Origin of the sequence: Bifidobacterium saguinibicoloris (genome assembly GCF_019331725.1) — a bacterium.
Taxonomy (GTDB): domain Bacteria; phylum Actinomycetota; class Actinomycetes; order Actinomycetales; family Bifidobacteriaceae; genus Bifidobacterium; species Bifidobacterium saguinibicoloris.
On record NZ_JAHBBF010000011.1, the window covers coordinates 38,036 to 52,389 of the forward strand.

Consider the following 14,354-nt stretch of genomic DNA (forward strand, 5'->3'; position numbering starts at 1 on the left):
CTCAGGCCTCCTTCGTCTTGTCGCCGACGGCTCCGGCGGCTGCGGAGGCCGGCTTGCCGGCCGAGCCGGACGCCCCAACCACGTCCAGCGTGACCAGCGTGTCACCGGCCTCCACGCCGTCGGCGGGGCCGACGAAGATCTTCGTCACCGTGCCGGCCGCGGGCGCGTACACGTAGTTCTCCATCTTCATGGACTCCAGCACGACGAGCAGGTCGCCCTTCGCCACCTGCTGGCCGGGGGCCACGTTGACGCGCGTGACGACCGCCTGCATCGGGGAGGCGATGACGCCCGACTTCGCGCCGTCGTCGGCGGCGCGGGCCGTGGCGGCGGCGTGCGAGCCGGCGCCGCGCAGCGGCTGGGTGGGCCGTTGCGCGCCGCGCGCCCTGGCGGAGCCGGTGAGGTTGTCGACGACGTCCGCGGGGATGGTGAGCTTGACGCGGCGGTCGTTCATCTCGATGACGAACGTCTCGGTGGGCGCCGGCTTGCCGGCGTCCGTGTCCGCGGTGAGCGAGGCGGGCTGGCCGGCGCGGGCGGCGGCCGCGCCGCGGTTCAGGTACGTGCGTTCCAGCCATTTCGTGCTCACGTCGAACGGGTGGCCGTGTTCGGCGGTGAACGCGTCGTCGCGGAAGACCTGCTTGAACAGCGGGATCGGCGTGGGCACGCCCTCGATGACCATCTCGTCGAGGACGCGACGCACGCGGGCGACCGCGTCGAGGCGGTTCTGCGCGGTGACGACGACCTTGCCCATCATCGAATCGAACTTCGGGGAGACGGTGTCGCCCTCCACCACGCCGGTGTCGATGCGCACGCCGGGGCCGGACGGCCAGACGATGCGCTCCAGCGTGCCGGCGGAGGGCGTGAGGTTCGTGGCCGGATCCTCGGAGGTGATGCGCAGCTCGAAGCTGTGGCCGCGCGGCTCGGGCGCGGACGTGAGGTGCCCGCCGGCGGCGATGACGAGCTGCTCGCGCACGAGGTCGAGGCCGGAGACCTCCTCGGAGACGGTGTGTTCGACCTGCAGGCGCGGGTTCACCTCGAGGAAGTAGACCTTGCCGTTCGGCGTGACCATGAACTCGCAGGTGCCGAGGCCCGTGTACCCGACGGTCTCGAACAGGCGGCGGGAGTACTCCTTGAGGGTCTCGACGACCTTGTCCGGCAGGAACGGGGCGGGCGCCTCCTCGACGAGCTTCTGGTTGCGCCGCTGCAGCGAGCAGTCGCGCGTGGAGTAGACGGTGAAGTCACCGTGGGAGTCGCGGCCGGACTGCGTCTCGACGTGACGCGCCTTGTCGATGAACTTCTCGATGAAGTATTCGTCGAGGTCGCCGCCTTCGAGCGCGTCGTGGTTGGTGTAGAAGCGGCGCAGCTCCTCGTCGTCGCGCACCACGGTGATGCCATGGCCTCCGCCGCCGTCGGTGCGCTTCATCATGATCGGGTAGCCGTGCGTGTGCGCGAAGTCGAGCAGCGTGCGGATGTCCCTGACCGATTCGGACAGGCCGGGCACCGGCGGCACCTTGGCGCGCATTGCCACGCGGCGCGCGGTGATCTTGTCGCCGAGCTCGGTGAGCGCGGTGTGGTGCGGACCCACCCAGATGGCGCCGGCCGCCTCGACCTTGGCGGCGAACTCCGGCACCTCGGAGAGGAAGCCGTAGCCCGGGTGGACGGCGTCCGCGCCGGACCGGTGGATGAGGTCCACGAGCAGGTCCTGGTTGAGATACGTGTCCTGATAGGTGTCGCCGGGCAGCAGGTACGCCTCGTCCGCGAGGTCGACGTATTGCGAGTCGCGGTCCTGTTCGGCGTACACGGCCACGGTGGCGATGCCCATCTCACGTGCGGTCCTCACCACGCGCAGGGCGATCTCGCCACGGTTGGCGATGAGCAGTTTCTTGACGATAGTCCCCATACCGTCAGGATTGTGCTCTCATTTCTTGACGCTTTCAAACGAATCGTCTACAAAACCGGCGTCGAACTTTTGTTACCTTCCACAAACGTCACCGTAGCTTCGCGGATTTATCCTCGGTGACAACACCGCCGGCCCGGCCGTACCTGGAGCCGGGAGCCGGGCGCACGCCATCGCGCGTCGCCCCGGACGGCGGCATGACCAGCCGGGGCGACGCGCCCCGCGCGAGAAGGGAACCATCATGCAGTCCAACACCCCAGCCACCTCCCGTACCGCCGCCTCGAGGGCCGCGGCCGTCGCCCGCCGCGCCGCCGGCGCCTCCTGGAAGCCCGCCCTGTTCTTCGCGCTCCTGTGGGTGTCGTCCGCCGCCGGCGCCATCCCGATCCCCGGCACGCCCGTGCCGATCACCCTGCAGACCTTCGTGGTGATGCTCGCCGGGCTCATGCTCACCTGGCGGCAGGCCGGCGCGTCCGTCGCCGCCTATCTGGCCGCCGGCGCGGCCGGCCTGCCCGTGTTCGCGGGCGGCTCCTCCATCATGGCGCTGTTCGGCCCGAGCGCCGGCTTCCTGCTCGGCTTCCTGCCCGGCGTGGTCGTCATCGCGCTGGTCAAGGGCCGGTCGAACGGTCGCGACATCAAGGCGACGGCCCTCACCGCCGTGCGTTATCTCGCCGCGAGCGTCCTCGGTGGCGTCGTGGTGGTCTACGCGTTCGGGTTCATCGTCCAGTCCGCGATGACCGGCGCGCCCCTCGCCGCCGTGGCCCTCGCCTCGATGGGCTTCGTCATCGGCGACGCCGTCAAGGCCGTCGTCGCCTCCCTCGTCGCCGCGGGTCTCGCCCGACTCTGACCGACCCCGGTTCCCGATTTCCCATCCGGAAGAATCGGGAACCGCGATCATCGCAGTACACCCACCTCGCTGGCCAGCAGCGCCCGTTCCTCACCGGAATCGGTGCGCACGTTCAGCGAGGCGTCGTCGTTGAGCGACGTCACCACGCCGTGCACGCTCGAACCGTCCACCAGCTGCGCGTCCACCACGCGGCCCTTCATCCAGCACACGTGCCGCATCTCGGAACGCAGACGCGACGACTGCACCACCGGCATCGCGATGAAATCGGACAGACGCGTGCGCATCGACGCGACGAACCGGGAGATGATCTCGTCGCGCAGCTCGTCGACGGGCGGCAGGGGCGCCACGTTCATCTGCAGCGACGTGGCCTTCGCCGTGGGCAGCCGGTCCGCCGGCATGAACAGGTTCGCGCCCACGCTGCACGTCAGCGCGCGCGTCTCCCCGTCACCCGGCACCGGCATCGTCTCCGCGACCGTGCCGCCGATTTTGAGCCCGTGGCAGTAGATGTCGTCCGGCCATTTGAGCGTGAACCCGAAGTCGTCACCGCACGGCAGCGCGCCGCACGCGTCGATGGCGCCCTCCAGCGCGTCCAGGGCCGCCAGCTGCGTGATGATCGCGAGCCAGCCGTTGACCATCTCGTCGTCCACCACCTCGGCCGGCACGGGGAAGACCACCGTGGCGGTGAGCGAACGGCCCGGCGCGCAGATCCATTGGCGGCCGAACCGCACGAGCGCATTGCTCAGATAGTCCGCGGCGATCACGGTGGCGGGGATGCCGCGCTCCGAGGAGAGCACGACCTCGCCGCGTTCCAGCATGCGGCGGGCCTCGGCGTGCGTCGAATCCAATTGGTCGTAGGAGACGACCTTGTCCGCCTCTTCGCGGGTCTTGTCCAGTCGCGGCGCTGCGACCTTCAACAGTGAGATCATGGTCAACATCCTATGCCGCGCCGCTGCGGGCGTCAAAAAACCGTCAACGTCCGCCATGACCCGGGCGGACGGCCACCGGTAGAATACTGCCCTATGAGCAATCCCGTCGAACATCCCTCCACGTCCGTACGCGCCTCCGCCGCGAATCCGACGGATCCGGCGCGGCCGACACGTCCGGCGCGCGTGGCCGCGGCCGCGCGGTGGGCGCTGGCGGTGGCCGCGTGCCTGTGGCTCGCCTGGTGCACCGCCGTGGGACCGCTCTACTGGGACGACTCCTCCCTCGCCAACTTCAACTGGGTGAACGCGGCGTACGGCGTCGTCGCGTTCGTCGTCTACCTCGCCATCGTCGCGGCGATCGTGCGCGTGGGACGACGCGAACCGCTGCTCGGCCGTCGCGTCCATGGACGACGCGACGGACACGACGGCCGCGACGTCACCGGGCGCACGTCGTCGGAAGACAAGCAAACCGCACGGACCGACGGCCGCACACACCGCATCGCACGCGCCGTACGCACCGGACTGCACCGCGCGGGGGCCGTGGTCCAACGCTGGATCGTGCGCGGCACGGACGCGCGCTGGAAGATCGGCGTCATCCTGTTCCTCGGCTGGCTGTGGGCGCCCACCACGCTGCTCGCCGCGTTCGGCGCGGACCTGCGGAGCCAGGCGCGCGAGTTCAGCTGGGCCTGGAACCAGTGGACCGGACTCAAGCAGCCGTACATCGGCTTCTTCTCGTTCGCACCGATGGACATCTACCCCACTGCCCACTACATGTGGCCCTCGGACCCCACCTATCTCACCGACCAGCACAACATCGTGCTCACCCTGTTCTACGGGTCCGTCATGGCCGCGTCCCGCTACCTCACCGATTCGAACGACTGGGGCATCGTGGTCCTGGCCGCCGTCCAGTTCCTCTTCGCGGTGGGCTGCGTCACCGCCACCGCGCACCGGTTCCTCAACATGCCGTGGCTGCGCCGGGCGGGGCGTCCGGGCCGCGCGGGCCGCGCCGGCTATGTGGACCGCACCGACTTCCAGCATCCGGAGCGCGGCGTGAACCTCCGGCCGCGCCGCTTCGGCCGCCCGGAGCTCGGCGTGCGCGCCACCCTGCCGCCGCAGGCCGCGCACGCGGGCGCGCGCGTGGCGATCATCCTGTTCTTCCTCGTCTGCCCGCTGGCCGTGTTCTCCACCATCTCGCTGACGAAGTCGCCGGTGTTCGCGTTCGCGTTCCTCTGGGCGTTCGGCATCTGGTACGAGCTGCACGCCACGCACGACGCCCGCGACGACACCCGCGCCTCCGCGCGGGGAGGCCGTCCCCTGTCCGCCTGGTCCGGCCGGCTCGGCCGATTCCGATTCCTCCGGCATGGCCGTTCCGACGCGACCGTCCCGTCCGGCCGCCTCGCCGTGCCGATTGCGCGCCTCCCCCGCCGCACACTGCTCGCGTTCACGGCCGCGAACGCCGTCATGCTCATCTCCGCGAAATACGCCTGGTACGTGCTCGTCTTCGAGTTCGTGCTCGCCATCGCCGCCGACCGACGCCGCTGGACCACGTACGTGACGGCGCTGCTGCTGCCCACCATCCTCATCCACGGCGGCATCTCGCTGGCCATCGGCTCCGGCGCGATCATCGGCGGCGACCCCATCGAAAGCCGCGGCGTGCAGCTGCAGATGATCGCCCGCGTGGCCGAACGCGACCCGGACTCCATCCCGAGCTCCGCCGTGAGGAACCTCTCCCCCGTCTTCAACCTCGACCAGATGGCCGACGCCTACTTCCCGCAGGACGCGGACCCGGTGAAATCGTCCGGCATCCAATCGAAGAAGGTGAGCTACAAGTGGCGTTCCGTGCAGCCGCAGGACATGGACGGGTTCAACCAGGCGTGGCTCGAGATCGTCAAGGCCAGCCCGGTGATCGCCGCGGACGCGCTCATGGCGAAATGCTTCGGCTACTTCGACATCGCCGACCAGCCGTACGTGGCCATGACCTACTACGTGGACAGCGACTACGTGCAGGTGAACTCCACGTGGATCAAGTACTACGACCATGACTGGCGCGCCGCGGTGGCGGGCGCCGCGGACGCGTGGAGCGCCGTGCCGGTGCTCGGCTGGCCCATCCACGGCAACTTCTACGTGATCGCCACGCTGCTGGTGGGTGCCGCCGAGGTAATCCTGCGCCGTTGGCGCGCACTCGCCTGGCATCTGCCGCTGCTGCTGCTCATGGGCGTGATGATCACCGCGCCGGCGAACAACTTCGAGCGGCACATGCTGCCGGTGGCGTTCTGCTTCGGTTTCCTGCTGCTCACGTTCTGGCGTGATTCCCGCGCTCCCGCGCCACGGCCGGCCGAACTACACTGATGCGTATGTCTGATTTTCTGGGGTTGCTGGCCGGATACGGCTCCGATGCGCCGGCGGACGGCCGCGACGGGACGGACGGCGGGAAGACCCATACGAACGACCGGGACGCACGCGACCTGCTGACCGCCGTGGCGTTCGAAAGCCTCGCCTCGGGTCTGGATGACGCCCGCGTGGCCTCGCTGCTGCGCGTGCTGGGTTGGGACGGCGACGTCCCCTGTTTCGCGGTGGCCGGCCGTCCGGCCGTGAACGCGGCGGGCGCGCTCGCCGCGGTGGACGCCGCGGTGTCCGATCTGGGCGGCTCCTCGCCGATCCGCGGCGTGCATGACGGCGTCGTCGCGGCGGTGGTCCGCGTCGAGGCGGCAGGCAGTCCGGAGGTGGCGTGCACGGCGATGGCGGACGCGTTCGACGTCGCCCGGACCCCGTTGTGTCTGGGACCGGTGCGTCACGGCGTGTCCGGTGCGAAGGCGACGTTGGGGGCGGCGCTGGCGACGGTTGCCGCGGCCCCCGCGTTGGTCCCGGCCGCGCCGGACGGCCCGTCCGGCGCGGCGCGGCGTCGCCGCGCGGCCGCACCGTTGCGCGCGGAGGACGCGCTGCCGGAACGTGCGCTGTTGGGCGACGAGGACGCGAAACGCGAGCTCGTCGACGTGGTGTACGCGTCGCTCGCCGGCGGGCACGGCGACAATCCGGACGATCCGACGATGGTCACCGTCTCCACGTTCCTCGCTTCGGGCGGTTCGTTGGAGACGACGGCGCGCACGCTCAACGTGCATCCGAACACGGTGCGCTACCGTCTGAAGCGTGCGGCCGATTCGACCGGCTGGGACGCCACCGATCCGCGCGAGGCGTACGTGCTCACCACCGCCATCGCGTTGGGGCGCATGCGGGCCGCGTAGGGACGCGTCGTCGGGCGGCTTCGATGGCGTCCGACGCGCCCGGATACGGGAAGACCCCCGGTTCCGTACGGAACCGGGGGTCTTGGCGTATCACCGGGCTTGGCCCGTCACACGTTCGCGTCCCCTGATGCGGGGATGCCTGAGAAAATCAGGCGATCGCGGCGGTGTCGACCGGGATGCCGGGGCCCATCGTGGAGGTGATGGTCGCCTTGGTGATGTAGCGGCCCTTCACGGTGGACGGCTTCAGACGCTTGACCTCTTCGGCCACGGCGTGGAAGTTCTCGTCCAGCGCGGTCTCATCGAAGGAGGCCTTGCCGATGAGGAAGGAGAGGTTGCCGTGCTTGTCGACGCGGAACTCGATCTTGCCTCCCTTGATGTCCTTGACGGCCTTGGCCACGTCCATGGTGACGGTGCCGGTCTTCGGGTTCGGCATGAGGCCACGCGGGCCGAGCACGCGGCCGAGACGGCCGACCTTGCCCATCATGTCCGGGGTGGCGACGACGGAGTCGAAGTCGAGGAAACCGCCCTGCACCTTGGCGATCAGGTCGTCGTCGCCGACGATGTCGGCGCCGGCCTCCTGGGCGGCGGTGGCCTGCGGGCCACGCGCGAACACCAGGACCTTGACGGTCTTGCCGGTGCCGTGAGGCAGGCTCACGGTGCCGCGGACCAGCTGGTCGGCCTTGCGCGGGTCGACGTTCAGGCGGAGCACGGCCTCGACGGTCTCGTCGAAGTTGCGCGCCGGCATGCTCTTGAGCAGAGCGATGGCCTGGTCAGGGGTGTACAGGTTGTTGCGATCGACCTTCTCGGCCGCCTCACGGTACTTCTTGGAATGCTTAGCCATCTGTCCTTCTCCTTATCAGTCGGTCACCGTGATGCCCATGGAGCGGGCGGTGCCTTCGATGATCTTCATGCCGGCTTCGATATCACGCGCGGACAGGTCGGCCATCTTCGTTTCGGCGATTTCGCGGACCTGAGCCTTGGTGACGGAGCCGACCTTGTGGGTCAGCGGGTTCTCGGTGCCCTTCTCGATGCCGGCGGCCTTCTTCAGCAGCGCAGCCGCCGGAGGGGTCTTCAGCACGAAGGTGAAGGTACGATCTTCGTAGACGGTGATCTCGACCGGGATCACCTGTCCCATCTTGTCCTGCGTCTGGGCGTTGTACGCCTTGCAGAAGTCCATGATGTTGACGCCGTGCGAACCGAGCGCAGGACCCAGCGGCGGGGCCGGGTTGGCCTTGCCAGCCTGAATCTGCAGCTTGATCAGCGCGGAGACTTTCTTCTTGGGAGCCATGTGATGGTTCTTCTTTCTATAACGCGGTGCGACCGGTCGCCGTTCGTCTCCCCGGCGCTGCCGCCGCGGAGGCCCGTACGGTCTCCTCCCGCAACTTATATTGCTGTGCTGTGCTAGCGGGTCTCCCCTCCAGACACGAACTTTCTAATATTGCCACCGAAGCCAGACCGGCGACACGCCGTGGATGCGGGCCCGGAAACGAGAAATCCCCGCACCGTGCGGGTGCGGGGATTCTTATGACACATCACCGGAATTCAACGATGCGTGCGGTAGCGAGGCGCACCGAAGGAAGGCGTACAAAGGTACGTCGACCGAGGAGCAACGAAGCTAACGCTCCATCGTTGGATTTCAGTCCAGCTTTTCGACCTGGTTGAAGCCAAGCTCCACCGGCGTATCGCGGCCGAAGATGGACACGAGCACGGTGAGCTTCTGGGTGGTGGGCTCGACGTCGGAGACGACGGCGGCCATGGTGGCGAAGGGGCCGTCGGTGACGGTGACCTGATCGCCGATGGCGTAGGAGACCTCGATGGTGCGCTTCTTGGCGGCGGCGGGCTTGTCGCCGGCCTTCTTGAGCGCCTCGGAGGCGATCATCGGGGCCATCATGGCGACGACCTCCTTGCGGCTGAGCGGGGCCGGATCCTTGGTGGGGCCGACGAAACCGGTCACGCCTTCGGTCTCGCGCACGATGCGGCGGGCGTTCTCGTCGGGCCACATGCGGATGAGCACGTAGCCGGGGACGCGCACGCGGGTGATGACCTTCTTGCCCTTGTCCGTGTGCTTCTCGACTTCCTCCATCGGCACTTCGATCTGGAAGATCTTGTCTTCGAGGCCGAAGGACTGGATGCGGGATTCGACGTTGGTCTTGACGCGCTTCTCGTAGCCGGAGTAGGTGTGCAGCACGTACCACTTGCCTTCGAGGGTGCGCAGCTCCTTGGAGAAGGCTTCGACGGCGGCCTGGCCGGCGTCGGTGGCCTCGGCCTGCTCGGATTCGTTGGTCTCGGTCTCCTCGTCCTCGTCGAGGTTGAGGGCGGGAGCGGATTCGACGGACGCGACCGGCGCTTCGGCGGCGTCTTCGGAAGCCGGTTCGGAGGCGACGGGAACCGCAGGAGCCTCTTCGGCGTTCGCAGCGGCGGCCTCGACCGGTTCGGTCTCCGGCAGGTCGGGCAAAGCGTCGAGGTTCTCGAGATTCACTTCATCACTCATGCGATTTCACCTTCGGGATTCGTGTTGTTCGTTCGGGATACGATCAGCCGAACACCCACAGCGTAAGCTTGCCCAGACCGAAGTCCATGCCGGTGACCAGAGCCATCAGCAGCAGCACGAAGATGAAGACGGCGAGGGACCAGAAGAACAGTTCCTTGGCAGTCGGGGTAACGACCTTGCGAAGCTCGTCGATGATCTGCTTGATGAACAGACCGATGCGCATGAAGACGTTCGGCTTGACGACCTTTTCGCTCTTGCTAGCCTTCGCCATAATCATCCTTCGCTTGGGGTATTCGTCATAACTTGGCAGGGAAGGCGGGACTCGAACCCACAACCTACGGTTTTGGAGACCGTTGCGCTACCAATTGCGCCACTTCCCTAGGTGAACTTCACCTCGGTTCCACGTCCCGAAGGAACGCTTCGCCACGGCGAAAACCGCCAAGCAGATAGTGTAGCGACTCCCCTTGATTTCGTCAATTCATGGTGTCCACATACAGGAAATCCCGTGGTGAAACCACGGGATTCCAACGGTTGTCACGGCATGTCGGGATATGGACGGCGTCCCGTCCGTCGCCCTCGCCGAGAGGAGGGTCAGGCTTCGACGTATGCCTTCATGCGGCGCATGCCCTCGGCAAGCTGGTCGTCGGCCAGCGCGTAGGAGAAGCGCAGGTAGCCGGGCGCGCCGAACGCCTCGCCGGGCACGGCGGCGACGTGCGCCTCGTCGAGCAGGGCGGCGGCGAATTCGGAGGAGGACTGCGAGACGGTGCCGTTCGGGCCGAGCGGCCTGCCGAGCAGCGCGGTGATGTCGGCGAACGCGTAGAACGCGCCGGTCGGCGTCGGGCAGTGCACGCCCTCGATGTCGTTCAACGCGGCGACGATGGCCTTGCGGCGCACGTCGAACGCCTCGCGCATCGTGTACACGGCGTCAAGCGGGCCGGAGACGGCGGCGATGGCGGCGCGCTGGGAGACGTTGGCCACGTTGGAGGTCATGTGTCCCTGGAGCTTGGCGGCGGCCTTGGCGACCGGCTCGGGGGCGATGAGCCAGCCGACGCGCCAGCCGGGCATGGCGTAGGTCTTGGCCACGCCGTTGAGCACGATGAGCTGGTCGCGCACCTCGGGCACGGCGGCGCCGATGTACGTGGTCTTCGCGTCGTCGTAGTTGAGGTGCTCGTAGATCTCGTCGGAGATGACCCACACGTGGTGCTCGATGGCCCATGCGGCGATGCCCTTGATGGTCTCGGCGCTCCACACGGCGCCGGTGGGGTTGTTCGGGGAGTTCACGATGATGGCCTTCGTGCGTTCGGTGCGGGCGGCCTCGATGGCCGCGAGGTCCGGCTCGAAGCCGCGGTCGGCGCCGGCGAACACCTCGACCGGCACGCCGCCGGCGAGCTTGACGGCCTCCGGGTAGCTGGTCCAGTACGGGGTGGGGATGATGACCTCGTCGCCTTCGTCGAGGAGGATCTGGAACGTGGAGTAGACGGCCTGCTTGCCGCCGTTGGTGACGACGACCTGCTCCGGCGCGACCTCGTAGCCGGAGTCGCGCAGCGTCTTGTCGGCGATGGCGCGGCGCAGCTCGGGCAGGCCCGGGGTGGGCGTGTACTTGTAGTTCTTCGGGTCGCGGCAGGCGGCCGCGGCGGCGTCGACGACGTAGTCGGGCGTCGGGAAGTTGGGTTCGCCGGCGCCGAAGCCGATGACGTCGAGTCCGGCGGCCTTCATGGCCTTCGCCTTGGAGTCGACGGCGAGCGTGGCGCTCGGGGTCACATGGTTGATGCGGTCGGAGAGAGTCTGCCATTGAGCCATAGTCATGGCTCCCACAATAAACCCGGGGAACGAGAACGGCAATGGTTTTCAGGGCCGTGCCGCGGCGGGCCGCCGGCGGGGAACGCGCCGTCCCGCCGGCTCAGCCGATGGAATCGTTGTTGGCGGTGTGATAGCCCAGCTCCGCGCTGATACGGGCGGCGGCGTCCATCACCACCGGACCGAGGGCCTTCATGCGCTTGGGCGGCATGAACGGCAGCGCGGCGGAGACGGAGATGGCGGCGACGGTCTTGCCGCGACCGTCGCGCACGGGGGCGGAGACGCAGCGCACGCCGGGCTCGTTCTCCTCGAGGTCGTAGGCGAAGCCCTGCCTGGCGAATGTGGCCATGGCGGCGGAGAAGGCGGATTCGTCGGCGTAGTCGTGTTCGTGGTCTCGGCCGGTGAGGTTGCGGTCCTGCACGTACTGGCCGCGCCAGCGTTCGGGGGAGTCGATGAGCAGCGCCTTGCCGATGCCGGTGTAGGTGAGCGGCATGCGGGCGCCGATCCACGAGCGGATTTCGATGCCGCGCGTGCCGTGGATCTTGTCGAGGTAGAGCGCCATGCCGGAGTCCTCGACGGCGAGGTGCACGGTGTCCTTGGCCTGCCGGGCGAGGTCGACGAGGATGGGATGGGCGATGGTCTGCAGGGAGACGCTGTCGAGCGCCTGGAAGCCGAGTTCGATGAGGGCGGGGCCGAGCTGCAGGCCGCCATCGGCGTTTTCGCGAAGGAACCGTTCGACGCGCAGGGTCTGGATGAGACGGTGGGCGGTGCTGCGGCTCAGTCCGGTCGCCTCCACCACGGATCGCAGCGACGATGCGCCGGCGGCCACGGCCCGGACGACCATGATGCCGTGGACGAGCGTGCGGGTGCCGGCGGGTGCCGCGGTCTGCGCTTCGATGCGCACTGTGTTCTCTGCCATACCGTCCCACCTTAGCCGATGGACCTCGCCACGTTCCCGCCTTCGACGAGAGGGCGGCGGCGCGGGAACAGCCGCCGCTCTCTCAGTCAGCCCTTGTATTGGGCGATGTCGGCGGCCAGCGCGCGCACGTAGAGGTCGGTGTCGCCGGCCACGGCCACGAAGGTGGCGCCCCACTCGTAGAACCTCTCCACGGTCGGACGGTCGAACGCGAGCGAGCCGATGGCCTTGCCGTGGGCCTTGATCACGTCGAACGCGTGGTGGATCCGGTCCATGATGGCCGCGGCGTCATCCGGGTGGCCGAGCGATGCGGACAGGTCGGCGGGGCCGATGAAGATGCCGTCGATGCCGTCCACGGAGGCGATCCCCTCGATGTCGTCGAGCGCCTCCCGGGATTCGACCTGCACGAGCAGGCAGATCTCGTTCCCGGCGTCGCGCATATAGTGGGGGATGCGCCCCCAGCGGCCGGAGCGCGCGATCGGCGAGCCCACGCCGCGAATGCCTTCGGGCGCGTAGTTCACGGCCTTGACCATGAGCTCGGCCTCTTCCTTGGTGTTGACCATGGGCAGCAGCAGCGTCTGGGCGCCAAGGTCGAGCACCTGCTTGATGAGCACCGGGTCGGCGGCGGCGGGACGCACGATGGGCGTGACGTCGTATGGGGCGACGGCACGCAGCACGTCGAGGATGGTGTTGAGGTCGTACGGGCCGTGCTCGCCGTCGACGAGCATCCAGTCGTAGCCGGCGTCGGCGGAGATCTCGGCGATGGTCGGCGAGGCGGAGGCCATCCACAGGCCGTACTGCGGCCTGCCTTCCTTGATGGCCTGCTTGAACGCGTTATGAGGTAGGGATGTCATTGGAGATCCTTGGTGGTGAGTGCCGTAGCCCATCGGACTCGGATCAGTGCTCGAACGGACGCTCGAGCGGGCAGTCGCGGTTGAGCTCGACGCCGAAGCCGGGCTTGTCGAGCTCCTCGGCGGTGATGACGCCATCGTGCGGCACCGGCTCGTCGATGAGGACCGGGTCGAACTGCGGGCGGACGTAGTCGGCGTGCGGCGAGGTCATGAGCATCTCGCTGAACGGCGTGTTGGTGAACGTGATGACCGCGTGGTGCGAGTACACGGAGGAGCCGTGGGGCACCACGAGCTGGCCGCGGGACTTGGCCACGGCCGCGATCTCGCACAGCGAGGTCACGCCGCCGCACCAGCCGACGTCGGGCTGCAGGATGTCCACGCCGGCTTCGGAGAGCTCCTTGAAGCCCTCAAGCGTGCCGGTGTGCTCGCCGGTGGTCATGAGCATGCCCTTCGGCATGTTCCTCTTGAGCTCACGGTAGGACTCGATCTGCTGGGGAGGGAAGCACTCCTCCAGCCACTTCAGCCTGTAGGGGACCGCCGCGTGCGCCAGTTTGGTGGCGTAGTTGACGTCCTGGCTCATCCAGCAGTCGAACATCAGCCAGAAGTCGTCGCCGACGCGCTCACGCATCTCCTTGAGGGTGGCGATGTCCTTGGCGATGCCTTCGTCGCCGTCGGCGGGACCCCAGTGGGTCGGCATCTTGCCGCCGATGAAGCCCATCTTCTGCGCGAGGTCCGGGCGTGCGCCGGTGGCGTAGAAGCGGATCTCGTCGCGCACGGCGCCGCCGAGCAGCTTGTAGACGGGGAGCTTGACGACCTTGCCGTAGAGGTCCCAGAGGGCCAGATCCACGCAGGAGATCGTGTTGATGACGACCCCGCCGCCACCGGAGTAGTACTGGGTGGCGTTGAGCATCTGGTCGTGGATCAGCTTGATCTGGTCCACACGCTTGCCTTCGACGAAGCGGGACAGGTGGTGCTCGACGATGAAGCAGCCGACCGTTCCGGCGGTGGAGATGGCGAAGCCGGTGGTGCCGTCGGAGGCCTCGACCTCCACGACGAGCGTGCCGAGCACGTTGATGCCGAAGGACTGACGGGACTGCTTGTACTCCTCGTATTTGCTCATCGGCGTCGCGATATGATCGTCGATCCAGTGGTCCTTGCCTTGATCGTGGTAGTCACCGCCGCCCTGGCCGTGTACCTTGGCCGCGGCGCCGCCCATGCCGTACGCGCGGATGTGCGTGATCGTGGGCAGCTTCAGTGATGGAGCCAATGCCATAATGTCCGTCCTCGTGTTGTTCCGAACCGGTGTTCCGGGTTATGAAGTCGCATTCGTGACGCTTCGTTGCATCGATACCGCGATGTCGCGGCGTCTTGAATCGACGACACCCGTCACTGTACC

13 protein-coding genes and 1 tRNA gene are annotated in these 14,354 nt (G+C 68.0%); 3 read left to right on the top strand and 11 right to left on the bottom strand.

Translation table 11 applies throughout. The features are described from left to right. Nucleotide 1: 1 nt before the first annotated feature. Complete coding sequence (locus KIH78_RS07690; protein WP_219131892.1) at nucleotides 2-1,897, bottom strand: ATP-binding protein; 1,896 nt, start codon at nucleotides 1,895-1,897, stop codon at nucleotides 2-4. A 238-nt stretch (nucleotides 1,898-2,135) separates the two neighbouring features. On the opposite strand from KIH78_RS07690, the gene KIH78_RS07695 reads away from it, so the two are divergent. Then, nucleotides 2,136-2,738, top strand: a complete 603-nt coding sequence (locus KIH78_RS07695) for a biotin transporter BioY (RefSeq protein ID WP_219131893.1) — start codon at nucleotides 2,136-2,138, stop codon at nucleotides 2,736-2,738. A gap of 47 nt (nucleotides 2,739-2,785) precedes the next feature. Here the strand turns inward: KIH78_RS07695 and KIH78_RS07700 are convergent, their stop codons facing one another. Continuing rightward, complete coding sequence (locus tag KIH78_RS07700) at nucleotides 2,786-3,664, bottom strand: biotin--[acetyl-CoA-carboxylase] ligase (RefSeq protein WP_219131894.1); 879 nt, start codon at nucleotides 3,662-3,664, stop codon at nucleotides 2,786-2,788. Between the two features lie 93 nt (nucleotides 3,665-3,757). On the opposite strand from KIH78_RS07700, the gene KIH78_RS07705 reads away from it, so the two are divergent. Then, nucleotides 3,758-6,010 carry a DUF6020 family protein gene (locus tag KIH78_RS07705; protein WP_219131895.1) on the top strand — a complete coding sequence of 751 codons (2,253 nt, stop codon included), beginning with the start codon at nucleotides 3,758-3,760 and terminating at the stop codon, nucleotides 6,008-6,010. Between the two features lie 5 nt (nucleotides 6,011-6,015). After that, nucleotides 6,016-6,903, top strand: coding sequence for a PucR family transcriptional regulator (locus tag KIH78_RS07710; protein ID WP_219131896.1), 888 nt, complete (start codon nucleotides 6,016-6,018; stop codon nucleotides 6,901-6,903). 148 nt (nucleotides 6,904-7,051) lie between these two features. Here KIH78_RS07710 and rplA read toward each other — a convergent pair whose 3' ends face one another. From rplA to rhmD, 9 genes are all read right to left on the bottom strand, one after another. Next, entirely contained in the window at nucleotides 7,052-7,744 is a 693-nt protein-coding gene (gene rplA / locus KIH78_RS07715; RefSeq protein ID WP_214314402.1) for a 50S ribosomal protein L1, read from the bottom strand. A 15-nt stretch (nucleotides 7,745-7,759) separates the two neighbouring features. Next, the gene (gene rplK, locus KIH78_RS07720) at nucleotides 7,760-8,191 is read right to left on the bottom strand and encodes a 50S ribosomal protein L11 (protein ID WP_214314404.1); all 432 of its coding nucleotides are present in this window, start codon (nucleotides 8,189-8,191) and stop codon (nucleotides 7,760-7,762) included. Between the two features lie 348 nt (nucleotides 8,192-8,539). Then, complete coding sequence (gene nusG, locus KIH78_RS07725) at nucleotides 8,540-9,394, bottom strand: transcription termination/antitermination protein NusG (RefSeq protein WP_214314406.1); 855 nt, start codon at nucleotides 9,392-9,394, stop codon at nucleotides 8,540-8,542. Nucleotides 9,395-9,437: 43 nt separating this feature from the next. Continuing rightward, nucleotides 9,438-9,665: a preprotein translocase subunit SecE gene (gene secE, locus KIH78_RS07730; RefSeq protein WP_214314408.1), complete on the bottom strand. Its 228-nt coding sequence runs from the start codon at nucleotides 9,663-9,665 to the stop codon at nucleotides 9,438-9,440. Between the two features lie 33 nt (nucleotides 9,666-9,698). Further along, a tRNA-Trp gene (locus KIH78_RS07735) sits at nucleotides 9,699-9,774 on the bottom strand. 211 nt (nucleotides 9,775-9,985) lie between these two features. Further along, the gene (locus KIH78_RS07740; RefSeq protein ID WP_214314410.1) at nucleotides 9,986-11,194 is read right to left on the bottom strand and encodes a pyridoxal phosphate-dependent aminotransferase; all 1,209 of its coding nucleotides are present in this window, start codon (nucleotides 11,192-11,194) and stop codon (nucleotides 9,986-9,988) included. A 100-nt stretch (nucleotides 11,195-11,294) separates the two neighbouring features. Further along, nucleotides 11,295-12,110 carry an IclR family transcriptional regulator gene (locus tag KIH78_RS07745; protein WP_219131897.1) on the bottom strand — a complete coding sequence of 272 codons (816 nt, stop codon included), beginning with the start codon at nucleotides 12,108-12,110 and terminating at the stop codon, nucleotides 11,295-11,297. Nucleotides 12,111-12,196: 86 nt separating this feature from the next. Next, nucleotides 12,197-12,961 (bottom strand): aldolase/citrate lyase family protein, encoded by a 765-nt coding sequence (locus KIH78_RS07750; RefSeq protein ID WP_214314414.1) that lies wholly within the window; start codon nucleotides 12,959-12,961, stop codon nucleotides 12,197-12,199. Nucleotides 12,962-13,004: 43 nt separating this feature from the next. Continuing rightward, nucleotides 13,005-14,231, bottom strand: coding sequence for an L-rhamnonate dehydratase (gene rhmD / locus KIH78_RS07755; protein ID WP_219131898.1), 1,227 nt, complete (start codon nucleotides 14,229-14,231; stop codon nucleotides 13,005-13,007). Between the last annotated feature and the right edge of the window lie 123 nt (nucleotides 14,232-14,354).